The sequence below is a fragment of the Methylomonas sp. EFPC3 genome, assembly GCF_029643245.1.
Classification (GTDB): Bacteria; Pseudomonadota; Gammaproteobacteria; order Methylococcales; family Methylomonadaceae; genus Methylomonas; species Methylomonas koyamae_B.
Genome location: NZ_CP116398.1, coordinates 1,813,006 through 1,829,026 on the forward strand (window position 1 = coordinate 1,813,006; position 16,021 = coordinate 1,829,026).

The 16,021-nt window shown below is 55.7% G+C and carries 17 protein-coding genes and 1 tRNA gene; all 18 read right to left on the reverse strand.

What is annotated here, in order from left to right; genetic code table 11:
* Positions 1–213 precede the first annotated feature (213 nt).
* Positions 214–888, reverse strand: coding sequence for a hypothetical protein (locus tag PL263_RS08080; protein ID WP_278212523.1), 675 nt, complete (start codon positions 886–888; stop codon positions 214–216).
* A gap of 142 nt (positions 889–1,030) precedes the next feature.
* Complete coding sequence (locus PL263_RS08085) at positions 1,031–1,432, reverse strand: type II toxin-antitoxin system MqsA family antitoxin (RefSeq protein WP_278212524.1); 402 nt, start codon at positions 1,430–1,432, stop codon at positions 1,031–1,033.
* Between the two features lie 41 nt (positions 1,433–1,473).
* Positions 1,474–1,731: a type II toxin-antitoxin system RelE/ParE family toxin gene (locus tag PL263_RS08090; protein WP_256611152.1), complete on the reverse strand. Its 258-nt coding sequence runs from the start codon at positions 1,729–1,731 to the stop codon at positions 1,474–1,476.
* Positions 1,721–1,918, reverse strand: coding sequence for a hypothetical protein (locus tag PL263_RS08095; RefSeq protein WP_140912349.1), 198 nt, complete (start codon positions 1,916–1,918; stop codon positions 1,721–1,723). The genes PL263_RS08090 and PL263_RS08095 overlap by 11 nt, the downstream gene beginning before the upstream one ends.
* 236 nt (positions 1,919–2,154) lie before the next feature.
* Positions 2,155–2,230: transfer RNA gene (locus PL263_RS08100), tRNA-Thr, on the reverse strand.
* A 61-nt stretch (positions 2,231–2,291) separates the two neighbouring features.
* On the reverse strand, positions 2,292–3,137 hold the full coding sequence (locus PL263_RS08105) for a sulfite exporter TauE/SafE family protein (protein ID WP_278212525.1): 846 nt from the start codon (positions 3,135–3,137) through the stop codon (positions 2,292–2,294).
* On the reverse strand, positions 3,138–5,588 hold the full coding sequence (locus tag PL263_RS08110; RefSeq protein WP_278212526.1) for a heavy metal translocating P-type ATPase: 2,451 nt from the start codon (positions 5,586–5,588) through the stop codon (positions 3,138–3,140). It abuts the gene before it with no gap.
* Between the two features lie 71 nt (positions 5,589–5,659).
* Complete coding sequence (locus PL263_RS08115; protein WP_140912351.1) at positions 5,660–6,271, reverse strand: hypothetical protein; 612 nt, start codon at positions 6,269–6,271, stop codon at positions 5,660–5,662.
* 97 nt (positions 6,272–6,368) lie between these two features.
* A complete protein-coding gene (locus tag PL263_RS08120; RefSeq protein ID WP_186289570.1) occupies positions 6,369–6,665 on the reverse strand; it encodes a hypothetical protein in 297 nt (98 codons plus the stop codon).
* Positions 6,666–6,682: 17 nt separating this feature from the next.
* On the reverse strand, positions 6,683–6,904 hold the full coding sequence (locus PL263_RS08125) for a heavy metal translocating P-type ATPase metal-binding domain-containing protein (protein ID WP_260839292.1): 222 nt from the start codon (positions 6,902–6,904) through the stop codon (positions 6,683–6,685).
* Positions 6,905–7,057: 153 nt separating this feature from the next.
* Positions 7,058–7,327 carry a hypothetical protein gene (locus PL263_RS08130; protein WP_278212529.1) on the reverse strand — a complete coding sequence of 90 codons (270 nt, stop codon included), beginning with the start codon at positions 7,325–7,327 and terminating at the stop codon, positions 7,058–7,060.
* A gap of 171 nt (positions 7,328–7,498) precedes the next feature.
* Positions 7,499–8,719, reverse strand: a complete 1,221-nt coding sequence (locus PL263_RS08135; protein WP_278212531.1) for an aspartate kinase — start codon at positions 8,717–8,719, stop codon at positions 7,499–7,501.
* 67 nt (positions 8,720–8,786) lie between these two features.
* Entirely contained in the window at positions 8,787–11,396 is a 2,610-nt protein-coding gene (gene alaS, locus PL263_RS08140; protein ID WP_278212532.1) for an alanine--tRNA ligase, read from the reverse strand.
* A 91-nt stretch (positions 11,397–11,487) separates the two neighbouring features.
* Positions 11,488–11,985, reverse strand: coding sequence for a regulatory protein RecX (locus PL263_RS08145; protein WP_278212533.1), 498 nt, complete (start codon positions 11,983–11,985; stop codon positions 11,488–11,490).
* A complete protein-coding gene (recA, locus tag PL263_RS08150) occupies positions 11,948–12,997 on the reverse strand; it encodes a recombinase RecA (protein WP_140912354.1) in 1,050 nt (349 codons plus the stop codon). The genes PL263_RS08145 and recA overlap by 38 nt, the downstream gene beginning before the upstream one ends.
* Positions 12,998–13,067: 70 nt before the next feature.
* Positions 13,068–14,381 (reverse strand): cobyrinate a,c-diamide synthase, encoded by a 1,314-nt coding sequence (locus PL263_RS08155; RefSeq protein WP_278212535.1) that lies wholly within the window; start codon positions 14,379–14,381, stop codon positions 13,068–13,070.
* A 61-nt stretch (positions 14,382–14,442) separates the two neighbouring features.
* The gene (nadA, locus tag PL263_RS08160) at positions 14,443–15,540 is read right to left on the reverse strand and encodes a quinolinate synthase NadA (RefSeq protein WP_278212536.1); all 1,098 of its coding nucleotides are present in this window, start codon (positions 15,538–15,540) and stop codon (positions 14,443–14,445) included.
* 64 nt (positions 15,541–15,604) lie between these two features.
* The gene (locus PL263_RS08165) at positions 15,605–16,003 is read right to left on the reverse strand and encodes a hypothetical protein (RefSeq protein ID WP_278212537.1); all 399 of its coding nucleotides are present in this window, start codon (positions 16,001–16,003) and stop codon (positions 15,605–15,607) included.
* Positions 16,004–16,021: the final 18 nt, after the last annotated feature.

The window sequence follows — 16,021 nt, forward strand, 5'->3', positions numbered from 1 at the left end:
TGATCGCCATTATCCGCCAAACGGCAAGGGCCAGCTAACCCACGTCTTGCGACACACTTTCGCCAGTCATTTTATGATGAAAGGCGGCAATATCCTGACCTTGCAAAAAATCCTAGGCAACGGCTCACTCAAGTTGAATCCGCTTAGCAAAATGGGCCGATAAAACCAACAAAAAAAGGCCCAATCAATGGCTGGGCCTTTGTCTTGGTCTGGTTATACCCCGGCTCGTATTCTGAAAGAGTACCTCTCTCTTTTAAACATAACCATAACAATCGCCCCAAACATCCAGGCGAGGGAAGGTAAAGGAACTTGAGAGATTTGGTCCAGGGTCACTACGCCGCGAAAACCCGAAAAGCGGCCGTCAAGAACATTTGCACCACTGAAAACGTTTACTTGATCGCCAACCTTCCAAAATTGAGGATGGTTTTCTCCAAACACTGACATAGTGTAGTAACCGCCATCGTGAAAGAAAGAGCCGGATGAAAATAATGGATTTGTTGAGTAAATACCGCCATCGTTCTTTGAGGCGCCGTTTGGCCATTGCATGGTTGAAGCAACCGGGTCCTTTATGAAAACACCTTCTAAGAAATTTGCATAAAACAAATCCGCGTAGATGTTACCTTGCTCTCCCGGACGAGGAAGATCTTCTAGTTCTTCAATGCTTCCGTCATAGTGCGTAATCACGGCCTGACGGTTAAAGTCGACTGAAAAAGCGTAGTGAATGTCGCTGCCAACGCTTAATCCAGCTGCGGCAATTAATCCCGCACTATCGGACTCGATCAGCGTTATATGCCCTGAGAATTTATAAACGAGCTCCGCTTGGGATACTGGAGCCACACCCATCCAACCAAACGCTACTAAGATCGACAAAACGAATTTAGTCTTCATCACCAACTGACCATGTAAGTTAAAAGGATCGCAACTCTAACAGGTGAAGTAATGCACAACAAATGCAATAATTCATATCCGGTTCAGGAATTATCCGTAAGTGTCCCGCCAGCGTCCCATGGGACAACGTCCAACAATGGGCTTATGCTGCCCGTATCTCGTCCAACAACTCCGGATGGCGGTCTAGGACTTTTAGCAATTTCACCAGGGCCAGCGGTGGCTTGGTCTTGCCGTTCTCGTAGCGGGAAAAGGCATTGATACCGCCGCCGAAAATCTCCGACGCTTCTCGCTGGTCGAGTGCCAGTTTCTTGCGAACGCTGGCGATAAAGCCGGGGTCTACAATCGAGGCATTGACCTGCTTGTTGAATTCCAGCATCAAAGCCATGGTGCGTTTGGATTCTTCCGCATCGGTAATCACTTCATCGCAGGCCGGGCAAAAATCGCCAGTCACCAACGGAATTACGGTAGTTCCGCCTTTATAGGTGTAAGGCACGTCACGGGTATCGTGTACCAGCTCGCCAACCGCACAGGATGGACATTTCATAATCACAGCTCCTTAAACGAAACAATCAGCTAGCGCTCTGGCTAACGATAGATTTCTCGACGGTGGCCGATGGCAACCACAAGGATTTTTAATTGACAATCTTCGATGGTATAGACCATCCGGTAATCTCCTACGCGGATGCGGTAAAGATCATCAACGCCGTGCAGTTTCTTGAAGCCTGGCGGCCGTGGATTTTCGGCTAAATCGCAAGCCGCCGCATAGAGGCGCTTTTGAATCTCGTTTGGAAGTTTTGAAAAGGCTTTTTCGGCGCTTGGTTTGAATACAACGCTATAGGTCATATTTCAAACGCATCTCGTCCAGGCTGATTTCGCCGGGTTCGGTCAATGACTGGGCGGCGGCCTGGATGTCGGCTTGATCATCGAGGTATTCTCGTAATAGGTTATCGAGAAACGTTAACGGCGATTGACCAGCAACAGTTGCGGCGTTGATTAACAGCGTTTCAGTAGGTTGTGGTAACTGGATCATTTTAGAGCCTCCTTTTTCGTTACATTTAACGCTGAGGATGTCGCTTGTTTTCAGCATCGAATTTTATAGCGTTTATCGGCAACAGGATCAAACGCCCAGCAAAAGCCTGGACGCGCGCTACCTGATGGGTAAGCAACCAAGTCGACAGTGATTTAAAGTGCCATTATAAAATGGACACTTTATGAACAAGGCAATAAAAAAGGCCTAGGTCTTTCGACATAAGCCTTTAATATATATGGAGCTGGCGATGGGACTCGAACCCGCGACCGGCTGATTACAAATCAGCTGCTCTACCAACTGAGCTACGCCAGCAAATTGGCTGGCCATTATACAAAAAAAATCGGATTAATCCATTTCTTTTTACCGCTGCGGCTTACTTGTTGCGAATGCTGTCTATCATGCCGGACAAGTAATCCATGATTTGCGCCAGGAACAGAATCAACCGGTCGAGTTCAGCCTGCAAGAAGAACAGGAAATGGCTGTGGTCGAAATCCTGGTCCAGATAAAAACTCAAGCCGTTGTTAATGGTATTTAACCCCATGGCCAGCATGATCAGGGCTGCCGCTTTGAACATGTAGCCGCGCAGCTTGGCGCTCATTTTGCCGAAGGCGACACTGATGAACAGCATCATCGGCAGCGTTCCGGCACCGAAAGCCAGCATCAACGCGCCGCCTTCCAGCACGCTGGTTGCCGTCGTCGCCTTCACCGCCATCGCAAACGTCAACATGCAAGGCATCAGGCCATTCAGAAAGCCGGCGATCACCGACCCGATCAACGGCCCTTTTTGATTGGCGGAAGCATACCCCTTACGCAGAACCGTCAATGGAATCAGACGCAAAGAACCCTGCCAGGGAATCCAGCCCAGCACCCCCATCGCCAGCGCGATAACCACCAAACCCATCGCGATCTGCAAAATACTTTGGATCTTGCCGAACAAGCCGCTCGATACCAACACCACGCCCAATGCCGCAGCCAGCATGCCGATCGTCGCGTAAACCGAAATCCGCGTCAGTTGGTAGGCCAGATAAGGCAGGTAGCTTTTGCTTTTTCCGGCTTTCATGAAATAGCCGGATACCAATGCCCCGCACATACCAAGGCAATGGCCGCTGCCCAAAAACCCGGCGGCAAACGCCAAGGTGTAATCGAATCCGCTGGCCGCAGCCATTTCGGTCATGCCGTGCATGGCATGATCCATCCCTTCCATATTGTGGTGGTTCATTTACTTGTTCAATCTCAGAGAATTGACGATGACGGACACGGAGGATAATGCCATTGCGGCCGAGGCGATCATCGGATTCAGTTTGCCGAGCGCCGCGACCGGAATCGCTACAGTGTTGTAACCGAAGGCCCAGAACAGGTTTTGTTTGATGACGCGGATGGTAAAAGCGCTGAGCTCGATGGTATCGGTCACCTTGCCGATATCGCCTTGCACCAGAGTCAAATCGGCCGATTCGATGGCAATGTCGGCGCCGCCGCCGACCGCGAAGCCGACGTTGGCCGCCGCCAGTGCCGGCGCATCGTTGATGCCGTCGCCGATCATGCCGACGTTGCGGCCGTCCTGTTGCAATTGGCGGATGATTTGCAATTTTTGCTCCGGCCTGGCGTTGGCGACGACGTCGGCTATGCCAACTTTATCGGCGATGAAATGCGCGGTTTTTTCGGTGTCGCCGGTCACCATCATGGTTTTGATACCGAGACGATGCAGGCGGGCGATGGCTTCTGCAGCCTCGTCGCGCGGATTGTCGGACACGGCAAATACCGCAACCTCTTTGCCGTCCACCGCCATGTACACCGGAGTCTGGCCCTGCCGGGCGAACAAATCGGCGTGTTCAGTCAGACGTTCGACCGCCACTTGCTGGCTTTCCAGCCAAGCCTGGTTGCCCAGCAGAATTTTGTGTCCGGCCACTTCGGCCCGGATGCCGCGGCCGGTTTCGCTGTAAAAATAGCCGCACTCTCCCGGCTCGACGCCCTGCTCGCGGGCGTGGGCAACCACGGCTTTGCCCAGGTAGTGCTCCGAGTTGTTCTCAGCCGATGCCGCCAACAACAGCAGTTTGGCCTCAGCCATCCGCGAGATTTTGACCAGCTTGCTAACCCTGGGCCGGCCCTCGGTAATGGTACCGGTTTTGTCGAACACGATCGCGTTAAGTTTGCTGGCGATTTCCAGACTTTCGCCGTTGCGGATGTAGACGCCCTGCTTGGCAGCCTGGCCGGCGCCGACCATGATCGCCGCCGGCGTCGCCAATCCCAGCGCACACGGACAGGCAATCAGCAGCACCGTAATCGCATTGCCGAAGGCGAAGCCGAACGGCGCTCCGGCCAGCAGCCAACCGGCCAGAGTCGCCGCAGAAAGCCCCATGACCACCGGCACGAATACCGCCGAAATTTTGTCGACCTGTTTCTGGATCGGCAATTTGGTCGCCTGCGCCTGATCGACCATGTGCACGATGCCGGCCAGCACGGTGTCCATGCCAATCGCAGTCGCTTTGACATGCAACACGCCATTGCCGTTGACGCAACCGCCGATCACGGCGTGGCCCGGATTCTTCACCACCGGCATGCTTTCGCCGGTAATCATGGCTTCGTCGACGGTGGAAATGCCGTAGACGACCAAGCCGTCGGTCGGAATCTTCTCGCCGGGCCGCACCAACAGCAAATCGCCGATCCGGATATCGTCTATATCGATGCGGCGCTCGTTACCGCCCTCCAGCAGCAAGGTGGCGGTTTGCGGTTGTAAATCGACTAATTTGCGAATCGCTTCGCCGGCCTTGCCGCGGGCGCGCTCTTCCAGGTAACGGCCGAGCAAGACGAAGGTGACAATCGCCGCGGCGGCTTCGAAATAGATGTGGCCGCGGCCGCGGAACAAGGCCGGCACGCTGTAACCGTAAGCCGAACCGACGCCCAATGCGATCAGGCTGTCCATGTTAGCCGCCCGTTGTTTGGCCAAGCGATAAGCCTTGCTGAAAAACTGGCGGCCGGAGCCGAACACCACTTGGGTGGTTAATGCAAATTGCAACCAGTGCAGCCAGCTGCGACTACCCATCGCCATCGCCGAGACCACTACTGGTATGCTCAACAGCCCTGCGGTTACGAATCGGCGCCGGGCCACGTCAATTCGTTGCAACTCCTTTTCGATCAGTTTCTTTCGTTGCGACAGCGTATCGACCGGCATTGCGCTATAGCCCAACCGTTCGACGATTTCCACCACATCAGCCGAACTCAAACAGCCCTGCACGTTTACGGTTTCGGTAGCGAAATTGACACCGGCTTTCTTCACCCGCTCGTCGCGGTTAAGCACCATTTCGATCAACAGCGCGCAGGATGCGCAACTCATGCCCTGCACCGCCAAATCGATATCGTGCAACGGCCCGTCGATGATTTTCCGTTTATCCTGTTTGATATCGGTCTGCTTCTGGGCGATGTTACCCAACACGGCGTCCAGCATAATCAACAGATTCTTCTTCGGCAGCCGGCTGGAATCGAATTCGATCACGACCGAACCGATCGCAAACACCGAGCGCACCCGTTTAATTTCCGGGCGCTTTTTCAGCAAAATTTCCAGGATATATCCGCGTTCCGGGTCGTCGGCCAACACACGCGAAACGATGCGTACCCGGTTGCGCAATTGGTGGCGCAACTCGAAGTTTTTGGGGATTGGGATCTCGGTTTCCATGGGCGGGATAATCCTGTACTGGAAAGGCGAACCGGTGCGCCGCCGGCCAAGCGGCGACTCCGGGCTGAACGCTATTTAGGCCTGCGGGAGCGGACCAGTAAGAAAAACATATAGAACAAGGCCATCCATTCGTAACGGTGTACAAACGGCCGCACCAGCCATTCTTGGGTAATCCGCGTCCAATGGGTCTTGATCAAGTAGAGCACCAACACGTCATTTAAAAAATCGATCGTGGCTTTTTCCGGATCCTTGATCAGCGCTTTCGGGCCTTTGACACCCAGTTTGCCGACGATCTTCGCCGCCTGCAACGTTTCCCGGCCGGCCTGATATTTTTCGCGAAACCAACCGCCGACCCGGGTTTGCTTGAAGCGCTGACTGATATCGAGCATCGATTTTTTAGCCTTGTCGGCTAAAGGCGTCTCGAACAGCCCCTGTTGTTCCAACTCGGCCACGACACGATATAGGCAAACTGCCAATTGATTGAAGCCGCAAACCGACTCGTTATAACGGATCGACAATTTGCGCTGGTTTCGATAGAGGCGCACCGAACGGACGCCGCCAGTTTCCGAGAGTTTTAGCGTAAGCTGTCTGGCGGCCTCGGCTTGGCAGGCCGATACCGGCAGTTGAAACCTGACGTGGCCGTCTCCGCGGTAACGCAATAGAAATTGTTTCTGGATTGCCATGGGTCGTAATACACACTAAAACGGGCGGTTCGGGATTGCCGAAACCGCCCGTTGTCAACTCAGCAAAGTTCGGGTTGGAGGTGTAAACCAAGCCTGCTCATTCGCTTTCTTTGGCCTCGGCAACGATATCTTCCAGGTTTTCCTTTTGGTGCAGCACGAAGTCTTTGCCTGCCTCCAGGGTCTTGCTGGCACTGGCAATGATATCTTTCCGGTATTTGTAGACAAAATAACCGGCTACCATCCCGGCACCAAACACCAGCAGTGGATGTTTCGCTAGTTTACTCATTAATTTTCCTCCAGTATTAACCGTTGCGGTCGCCAAAGTACCCGCCACCACCTGCTTAGTCATCGATTGACCGTTTGCATCGGATTTGGGTTCGTGCTTGTGCGCCATAGTGTCCTCTATGCTGTTTATGAATTGGGCTGACGGGCGTCGTCTTGATCCGCTAATACTTGCGCTTCATGCAACATTTGGTAAATACCTTTACACCCTTCGCAACAAAATCTTTTGTCTCCGTCGACGGTTTTAAGTTCAAAACCCGTCACTTCAACCGGCAATCCGCAAAGGTCGCAATCTTTTTTGATTTCATCCGCCATGACACAAACCCGTTTTTGTTCGGCAAATACCGCCATTCCGTAGTGGAATTATACCTGAACCTGACAACCGGCTTGACGAAAACCAACGGCGTGATGCGAGTGACGGCAACTTGGACATAGGTTCCCGAAAGGAAAATTTTGAAGTTTGAGGCGCTGACCCGCCGGTTTAAGGCAGGGGCGCAGGAACCACTATCGGCGACCCCGTGCCGCTTGGCTGGAAGCCTTCATCAACGCAATTCTCAGGGCTCCGGTCAGGCTCGCACTCAAGCCAAGCCGCATCGCCAAAGCCGGCACTAAAATCATCGAAGCCACCGCCAAACCGGCACCCAAAACCAATCCGGCGGTATTCAGTTGCTGAGCAACCACTTCTTGATTCACAACTACCAATTCTTGAGCCATCTGTTTACCTCGCGCAGAAAAAATTAATGCAACGCCGATAAACAGCACAAAAAATGCCACAAATATAACTCATTGATAATGCCGGAAAAAATCCGCTTGAAGCGCGATTTATCGGCAAAAACAAGGCATATGCCTTATTTCTAATGCGTTTTATAACACAGTTTTTTAACTATTGAACTCCCACCCAGCCTTCTCTTATGCCATCCGCAACGGCCCGCCTTGCCTAACAGACTACTGTTGATCCAGACCGAATGCGGTATGCAATGCGCGAACAGCCAACTCCAGGTATTTTTCATCGACCACTACCGAAATTTTAATTTCGGATGTCGAAATCATTTGAATATTGATGCCTTCGTCGGCCAACACCCTGAACATCGAGCTGGCAATACCGGCGTGCGAGCGCATGCCGACGCCGACGATAGACACCTTGACGATGGTATTGTCGCCAATCACCGTCGTACTGCCGCCCAAGTCAGCTTTTAAACCTTCCAACACATTCTTGGCACGGGCAAAGTCATTACGATTCACGGTGAAGGTGAAATCAGTGGTGCCATGAGCGGAAATGTTCTGCACGATCATGTCCACTTCGATGTTTTCGGCAGCGATCGGCCCCAAAATCTTCGACGCCACCCCCGGCAAATCAGGCACACCGGTCAAGGTCAGTTTGGCCTCGTCCCGATTGAACGCGATGCCCGAAATTAACGCTTTTTCCATTTCTGATTCCTCGTAGGTAATTAGGGTGCCGTTACCTTCCATAAACGAAGATAACACGCGCAATTTGACGTTGTATTTGCCGGCGAACTCGACCGAGCGGATCTGCAGGACTTTCGAACCCAAGCTGGCCATTTCCAGCATTTCCTCGAAGGTAATCTGCTCCAAGCGCCGCGCTTTGGGTACTACGCGCGGATCGGTGGTGTAGACGCCATCGACATCGGTGTAGATATGGCATTCGTCGGCTTTAAGCGCCGCCGCCAGCGCCACGCCGGTGGTATCCGAACCGCCGCGACCTAAAGTGGTGATGTTGCCGTGCTCGTCGACCCCCTGAAAACCGGCCACAACCACGACTCGACCAGCCTCCAGGTCGGCGCGGATGTTGGCTTCGTCGATTTCGCGGATGCGGGCTTTGGTAAAGGCGCTATCGGTCAGAATCCGCACCTGCGGACCGGTATAGGACTTGGCTTCCACGCCGATGTGGTGCAACGCCATCGACAGCAGCGCGATGGTCACCTGTTCGCCGGTCGACAGCAGCACGTCCAACTCGCGGTCGGTCGGTTGCTGCTGCATTTGTTTGGCCAATGCCACCAAGCGGTTGGTTTCGCCGCTCATCGCCGAGACGACGACCACGATTTGATCGCCCTTGTCGTGGGCTATTTTCACTTTTTCGGCCACCGCCTTGATCCGCTCCACCGAGCCGACCGAAGTGCCGCCGAATTTATAAACGTACAATGCCATTCTTTATTGACCTTATTGGCTTTCTTACACTGAAATTGGTGGCGGACGCTCTGGCCCGCCGTCGCGATTAACCCAGCTTGGCTTTAACCCACTCCGGCACCGCCGCCAAAGCCGCCGCCAAAGCCGCCGGATCGTTACCGCCCGCTTGCGCCATATCCGGCCGGCCGCCGCCTTTGCCGCCGACCTGAGTCGCGACGAAATTGACCAAATCGCCAGCCTTGACCTTGTCCATCGCGTCTTTCGAGACGCTGGCGATCAGGCTGACCTTGTCGCCGCTGACCGTCGCCAACACCAGCGCGGCGCTACCGAGCTTGTTTTTGAGTTGGTCGGCCAAGTCGCGCAAGGCTTTGGGATCGACGTCGTCGAGCTGGACGGCCAATACTTTTACGCCGTTGACCTCGACCGCCTGGCTGGTCATCTCATCGCCGGCCGAGCTGGCCAGTTTGCCCTTGAGTTTTTCCAGTTCCTTTTCCAGATGGCGGGTTTTCTCCAGCAATTGCTGTACCTTGTCGGCGGTTTTGTCCGGCGCGGCTTTCAACAAGCCGGCGATACTCAACAAGGCCTGTTCGCGCTGGGCAATCCATTCCAACGCACCCTCGCCGGTAACCGCTTCGACGCGGCGCACACCAGCGGCGACGCCGGTTTCAGTGACGATTTTCAGCAAGCCGATATCGCCGGTGCGCTGCACGTGGGTGCCGCCGCACAGCTCGGTGGAAAAATCGCCCATCGTCAGAACCCGCACTTCGTCGCCGTATTTTTCGCCGAATAAGGCCATCGCACCGGCTTTGACCGCGTCATCCTTGGCCATGATTTGGGCGCAGACCGCGTTATTCGCGCGAATTTGTTCGTTGACCAGACGCTCGACCGCAGCAATTTGCTCGGCGGTCATCGGCTCGAAATGCGAGAAGTCGAAACGTAAACGCTCATTGTTGACCTGCGAACCTTTTTGCTGCACGTGCTCGCCCAACACGTTGCGCAATGCAGCGTGCAACAAGTGGGTCGCCGAGTGGTTGCGCTCGGTGGCTTTACGGACCTCGGCATTGACGCTGACTTCGCAAGCCATGCCTTCGGCAATCACGCCTTTGACGACTTTGCCCTTGTGCAAAAACAACTGACCGCCCTGCTTTTGGGTGTCGGTGACTTCGAACGTGCCACCGGTGCATTCGATCAAGCCGCTGTCGCCAACCTGACCGCCGGATTCGGCATAGAACGGGGTTTGGTCCAGAATCACCACGCCTTCGTCGCCGGCTTCCAAGCTCTCGACCGGTTGGCCTTTTTTGAACAGGCCGATTACTTGCACCGAGCCGTGCAGGTGCGAGTAACCGGTGAATTCGGTGACGCTGTCGTGGCGAATGTCCTGATCGTAATCGGCCGCGAACTGGCCGCCGGCTCTGGCGCGGTCGCGTTGGGCGCTCATTTCGACTTCGAAACCGGCGTGATCGACGCTGAGGTTGTGTTCGCGTGCGAAATCGGCGGTCAAATCGACCGGGAAACCGTAGGTGTCGTACAACAGAAACACCACGTCGCCGGGGATGACGTGGCCATCCAGTTTGGCAACGCAGTTTTCCAGAATTTTCATGCCCTGGCCCAAGGTTTCGGCGAAGCGCTCTTCTTCTTTTTTCAGCACCCGTTCGACTTGTTCCTGTGCCTTGACCAATTCGGGGTAGGCTTCACCCATTTCGGCAGCCAGCGGCGCAACCAATTTGTAGAAAAAGGTGTCTTGAATGCCCAGGCGGTAGCCGTGACGAATCGCTCGACGCACAATGCGGCGCAACACATAGCCGCGGCCTTCGTTGGACGGCAGCACGCCGTCGGCGACCAGGAATGCGCAGGAGCGAATGTGGTCGGCAATGACGCGCAAAGAGCTGTTGCTCAAATCGCTGGTGCCGGCCAGTGCGGCGGCGGTCTTGACCAGGTTTTGAAAAATGTCGATCTCGTAGTTGCTGTGCACGCCCTGCATGACGGCGGCGATTCGCTCCAGACCCATACCGGTATCGACCGACGGCGCAGGTAGCGGCGTCAGGTTGCCGTCCTTGTCGCGCTCGTATTGCATGAACACCAAGTTCCAGATCTCGATATAACGATCGCCATCGTCGTCAGGACTGCCCGGCGGGCCACCGGCCACATGCTCACCGTGGTCGTAGAAAATCTCGGTGCAAGGGCCGCACGGACCGACATCGCCCATCGACCAGAAATTGTCCTTGGCGCCGATGCGCGAGAAGCGGGTCGGATCGATTTTGACCTCTTCCAGCCAGATCGCCTCGGCTTCCGAATCCTCGTCGAACACCGTCACCCAGAGTTTGGACGGCGGAATGCCCATTTCTTTGGTCAGAAAGTCCCAGGCGAAATTGATCGCGTCGCGCTTGAAATAATCGCCGAAGCTGAAGTTGCCCAGCATCTCGAAGAAGGTATGGTGGCGGGCAGTGTAACCGACGTTCTCCAAATCGTTATGCTTGCCGCCGGCCCGCACGCAACGCTGGCTGGTCGCGGCGCGGTTAAAATCGACTTTCTCCCGGCCCAAAAATACGTCCTTGAACTGCACCATGCCGGCATTGGTGAACAACAAGGTCGGATCGTTGCCCGGTACCAAACTGCTGGACGGACGCACGGCGTGGCCGCGCTGGCGGAAAAACTCCAAAAAGGCGGCGCGAATTTCGGCGCTGGTCATATGTTTCATGGGTTTACTTCAGTTGTTTTCTAATCCATAACAAACTCGGCCTTGGCCACGCCAGAGCCACCAAACCGGATACAGCGCTGAACCGAAAGGATCAGCCCGACCGAGATAACTTGATTTTTAATGCGGCAAACACCTGCTTGATCGTCTCGCCGCTAAAGCCGCGCTGCTGCAAAAACCGGTTGCGCTTGGCCCATTCGTTTGGCGGCAAGGCCTTTTCGTCGCCGTATTTACCCGCATAGACGTCTAGGGCCAAATTCAGCCAGCCGCCCTGCTCTTCGGCTTGCGCGTCCAAATCGACGCCGCTGATGCCGCGCTGCTGCAATTCGTAGGCGATGCGGACCGGGCCGTAGCCTTTGCCGATGCGGTCGCGGACGTAACATTCGGCGTAGCGGTCGTCGTTTTGCCAATTCTGCTCGGTCAGCGCATCGATAACCGGATTAACTTCGTCGCGCTCGAAGCCGCGCAAGGCCAACTTATCCAGCAACTCGCGGCGGCTGTGTTCGCGCCGCGCCAACAATCTCAGACAAATCTCTTCGATTTGCCGGCCACGCTCATTCGCCGTCGTTGAACTCGGGGTCTTCGTCTTCATGAGCCGGAGCGGTCGTCACTCTGCTGGCAAAGGCTTTCTCGCGAATGGCTTTTTCCAGCTCAGCGGCGATTTCCGGGTGCTCGCGCAAATACTGCTTGGCGTTATCCTTGCCTTGGCCGATTTTGTCGTTGTTGTAGCTGTACCAGGAACCTGACTTTTGCACGAAACCGAATTCGACGCCCAAGTCGACCAATTCGCCGAGGAATGACACGCCCTCGCCGTACAGAATTTCGAAGTCGGCCTGCTTGAACGGCGGTGCGACTTTGTTCTTGACGATCTTGACCCGGGTTTCGTTGCCGATCACCTCGTCGCCTTTCTTGATCGCGCCGATGCGGCGAATGTCCATCCTGACCGAGGCATAGAATTTCAACGCGTTACCGCCGGTGGTGGTTTCCGGATTGCCGAACATCACGCCGATTTTCATCCGCAACTGGTTGATGAAAATCACCAGCGTGTTGGAGCGTTTGATGTTGGCGGTCAATTTACGCAAGGCTTGCGACATCAAGCGCGCCTGCAAGCCCATGTGCGAGTCGCCCATGTCGCCTTCGATTTCGGCTTTCGGTGTCAGCGCCGCCACCGAGTCGATGACGACAATGTCGACCGCGCCGGAACGGACCAGCATGTCAGTGATTTCCAGGGCCTGTTCGCCGGTATCCGGTTGCGACACCAGCAGGTCGTCGATATTGACGCCGATCTTTTGCGCATACACCGGGTCCAGCGCGTGCTCGGCGTCAACGAAGGCCGCGGTGCCGCCCAATTTCTGCATCTGGGCGATGGTTTGCAGCGTCAACGTGGTTTTACCGGACGATTCGGGACCGTATATCTCGATGATTCGGCCGCGCGGCAAACCGCCGCAACCCAGCGCGATGTCGACGGACAAGGAGCCGGTGGACACCACTTCGATGTCGCGGGTCGCGGCGACGTCGCCCATGCGCATGACCGAGCCCTTGCCGAATTGTTTTTCGATTTGCATCAACGCGGCGCCGAGAGCCTTTTTCTTGTTTTCGTCCATATCCTACCTACTGTTGTCTGCCCGGTGAAAACGCGGCATTATCCCATAGAGGCCGGCCGTGAAACAGTTTTTATCGGCCGGATTGCCGGAAAAAACCGGCCGCCGCGCGCGGGTTGAACGGGAAATACAGGTGCAGATAAGACGCCTGCAAAGCACCGTCGCGAAAAAACCCTTCGCCATGGCCGAAACTGCGTAGCGGCTGCGAAATCTGCAGCGGCTGCAGTTCGGTTTCCAGGGTCGAAAAATGAAAACTGTGACCACGGATCTCGCCTTCCGCCAAGGTCAGACTGTGCATGCCCAGGTTTGCCAGCCGACTCTGCATCGTCGCCCGGCCGGGCAACAAACCGGCCATCTCGGCGGCTTGGCCTTGCTTGTCGGCCAGACTTTCCAGCAAATACAGAAAGCCGCCGCATTCGGCGTAAATCGGTTTGCCCAGACCATGGTGCTCGCGCAAAGCCTGCTTCATCGGCAGATTCCCGGCCAGCGCCGACAAGTGCAGCTCCGGATAGCCGCCCGGCAAATACAGACTATCGACCTCCGGCAGCGCCGAGTCGGCCAACGGCGAGAAGAACGCCAACTCGGCGCCCATCGCCAACAGACAATCCAGATTGGCTTGATAAATAAACGAAAACGCCGCATCCCGCGCCACGCCAATCCGCAACCCGGCCAGCAGTTGCGGCAGCGGCTCGCAGCGGACCGGCTCGAATCTTACCGGTTGCGGCAACCGGCACGGACCGAAGCCGTTCAGCAATTCGGCGGCTCGCGCCAAGCGGGCGGAAAGATCGCCGATTTCGTCGGCTTGCAGCAAGCCCAGATGGCGCGAAGGCAGTCCGATGGCATCGTCGCGGGCGACCGCGGCCAGCATCGGCATGTCCGGAGGCAAGGCTTCCTGCAACAGCTTGGCATGGCCGGCACTGCCGACTTTGTTGGCGATGACGCCGGCAAACGGCAATTCCGGCCGGTAGCTGGCCAACCCATGGGCGACCGCGGCGAAGGTTTGCGCCATGCCTTGCGCGTCGATCACCGCCGCCACCGGCACGCTCAGCGCCTGGGCCAAATCGGCGCTGCTGCTGTCGCCATCGAACAAGCCCATCACGCCCTCGATCAAGATCAAATCGGCTGCCCCGGCGGCACGGTAGAGCAACTCGCGGCAATGGCTCTCGCCCATCATCCACAAATCCAGTTGGTAAACCGGATGACCGGAGGCGAACGCCAATATCTGCGGATCGATGAAATCGGGGCCGGTTTTGCACACCCGCACCCGCAGACCCTGGCTGCGGAAATGGTAAGCCAGTGCGGCGGCGATGGTGGTTTTGCCTTGGCCCGAAGCCGGCGCAGCGATCAGCATTGCCGGGCAGGCCAAGGAGTTTTGCAAGGATGTCATGATGAAAACGAGAGTAGCCGACCGGCGGATTGCCGCCGGCCGGGAGCTTAAAAGCGCGGGATCAGGAAGCCGCCAGCATATTGTCCAGTGCCTGCTTGGCCAGTGCGGCCTGCTCGGCAGCTACCGCGACTTGGTTGACGACATGGCCGGCGGCCAGATTTTCCAAGACCCAGCATAAATGCTGCGGATCGGTGCGGAACATGGTCGAGCACATGCTCAAGGTCGGCGCCATGAAATGCACGCTTTTGCCTTGGGCCTTGCACTCCTGGGCCAGACGGTTGACCAGATTCAGCTCGGTGGCCACCAGCCAGCGGGTATTCGCTTCGGCTTCGCGGACAATCTTCAGGATCATCTCGGTGGAACCAATGTGATCCGATTTTTCGCAGACTTCGAAACAAGCCTCCGGATGGGAAATGACGATGGTTTCCGGATGTTTAGCCTTGAAATTGTCGATCTGTTCCGGCTGAAATGCCTGATGCACCGAGCAATGGCCTTTCCAGAGGATAATCTTGGCGTCGCGGATTTGCTGCTCGGTCAAACCGCCTTGCGCTTTGTTGAAATCCCAGGTCACCATCTGTGCCAACGGGATACCCATCCGAAAACCGGTATTGCGGCCCAAATGCTGGTCCGGGAAGAACAACACTTTCTCGCGGCGGGCAAAACTCCAGTTCAGGATTTTCTGAGCGTTGGACGAGGTACAGACGATACCGCCGTGTTGGCCGCAAAACGCTTTCAAATCGGCGGCGGAGTTAATATAGGTCACCGGCGTGACCGTGTTTTCGACGTCGATGATGTTGGCCAATTCGTCCCAGCATTGCTGGACTTTGACTTTGTTGGCCATATCGGCCATCGAGCAACCGGCAGCCATGTCCGGCAGAATTGCGATTTGTTCCGGCCGCGACAGAATGTCGGCGACCTCGGCCATGAAATGCACGCCGCAAAATACGATGTATTCGGCCTCGGATTGGGCGGCTTCGCGCGACAGTTTCAAAGAATCGCCGTAAATATCGGCGTGCTTGAACACCTCGTCGCGCTGGTAATGGTGGCCCAGAATAATGCAGCGTTTGCCGAGCTTGGCTTTGGCGGCGGCTATCCGCGCATCACACTCGGCGTCGTCCAGTAAGGCATAATCGTGGATGGGTAAAGCAGCGGCTGTCATGTAATCGTTACCTGGCAATGAAAGACGCGCCATTGTAGCGCCAAGCCGCTGTTTTCGATACCGCTTAGCCGGTCTGCAAAGCGAAGCGCAATAAAGTCCAGGCGATCCAGCCGAATCCCAGGGTCGTTGCGATAAAACTAAGCAGCGAATAAATCCGCCACACCGGCTTTGCCCAGAAATCGGGATCGAAGGCCGCAACCACAAATACGCCGGGATTTGTCATGCCGCCGATCACGACCAGCCAACATGCCGCCACCGGTAACTGCACTTTGGTTGCGTAAAAACCGAGACAGAACAGCGCCATCAACGCAAAATCGACGTGAGCGCGAATCATGGTTTTGTAATCCTTCAGGAACACGCCGTCGATGCCGGGAACCGGGAACCATTTGGCAAAAGTCATCAGCCAAGCCGACATTAAAATTGCGGCAATCATTAGTACCGCACCGACCAGTAATATTTCCATATTGTTATTTTTTGTCTG

Excerpts from the sequence above, each read along its gene's own strand:
- PL263_RS08080 (WP_278212523.1), bottom strand. The coding sequence starts at position 888 with ATGAAGACTAAATTCGTTTTGTCGATCTTAGTAGCGTTTGGTTGGATG.
- PL263_RS08085 (WP_278212524.1), bottom strand. The coding sequence starts at position 1,432 with ATGAAATGTCCATCCTGTGCGGTTGGCGAGCTGGTACACGATACCCGT.
- PL263_RS08090 (WP_256611152.1), bottom strand. The coding sequence starts at position 1,731 with ATGACCTATAGCGTTGTATTCAAACCAAGCGCCGAAAAAGCCTTTTCA.
- PL263_RS08095 (WP_140912349.1), bottom strand. The coding sequence starts at position 1,918 with ATGATCCAGTTACCACAACCTACTGAAACGCTGTTAATCAACGCCGCA.
- PL263_RS08105 (WP_278212525.1), bottom strand. The coding sequence starts at position 3,137 with ATGAACCACCACAATATGGAAGGGATGGATCATGCCATGCACGGCATG.
- PL263_RS08110 (WP_278212526.1), bottom strand. The coding sequence starts at position 5,588 with ATGGAAACCGAGATCCCAATCCCCAAAAACTTCGAGTTGCGCCACCAA.
- PL263_RS08115 (WP_140912351.1), bottom strand. The coding sequence starts at position 6,271 with ATGGCAATCCAGAAACAATTTCTATTGCGTTACCGCGGAGACGGCCAC.
- PL263_RS08120 (WP_186289570.1), bottom strand. The coding sequence starts at position 6,665 with ATGGCGCACAAGCACGAACCCAAATCCGATGCAAACGGTCAATCGATG.
- PL263_RS08125 (WP_260839292.1), bottom strand. The coding sequence starts at position 6,904 with ATGGCGGTATTTGCCGAACAAAAACGGGTTTGTGTCATGGCGGATGAA.
- PL263_RS08135 (WP_278212531.1), bottom strand. The coding sequence starts at position 8,719 with ATGGCATTGTACGTTTATAAATTCGGCGGCACTTCGGTCGGCTCGGTG.
- alaS (WP_278212532.1), bottom strand. The coding sequence starts at position 11,396 with ATGAAACATATGACCAGCGCCGAAATTCGCGCCGCCTTTTTGGAGTTT.
- PL263_RS08145 (WP_278212533.1), bottom strand. The coding sequence starts at position 11,985 with ATGAAGACGAAGACCCCGAGTTCAACGACGGCGAATGAGCGTGGCCGG.
- recA (WP_140912354.1), bottom strand. The coding sequence starts at position 12,997 with ATGGACGAAAACAAGAAAAAGGCTCTCGGCGCCGCGTTGATGCAAATC.
- PL263_RS08155 (WP_278212535.1), bottom strand. The coding sequence starts at position 14,381 with ATGACATCCTTGCAAAACTCCTTGGCCTGCCCGGCAATGCTGATCGCT.
- nadA (WP_278212536.1), bottom strand. The coding sequence starts at position 15,540 with ATGACAGCCGCTGCTTTACCCATCCACGATTATGCCTTACTGGACGAC.
- PL263_RS08165 (WP_278212537.1), bottom strand. The coding sequence starts at position 16,003 with ATGGAAATATTACTGGTCGGTGCGGTACTAATGATTGCCGCAATTTTA.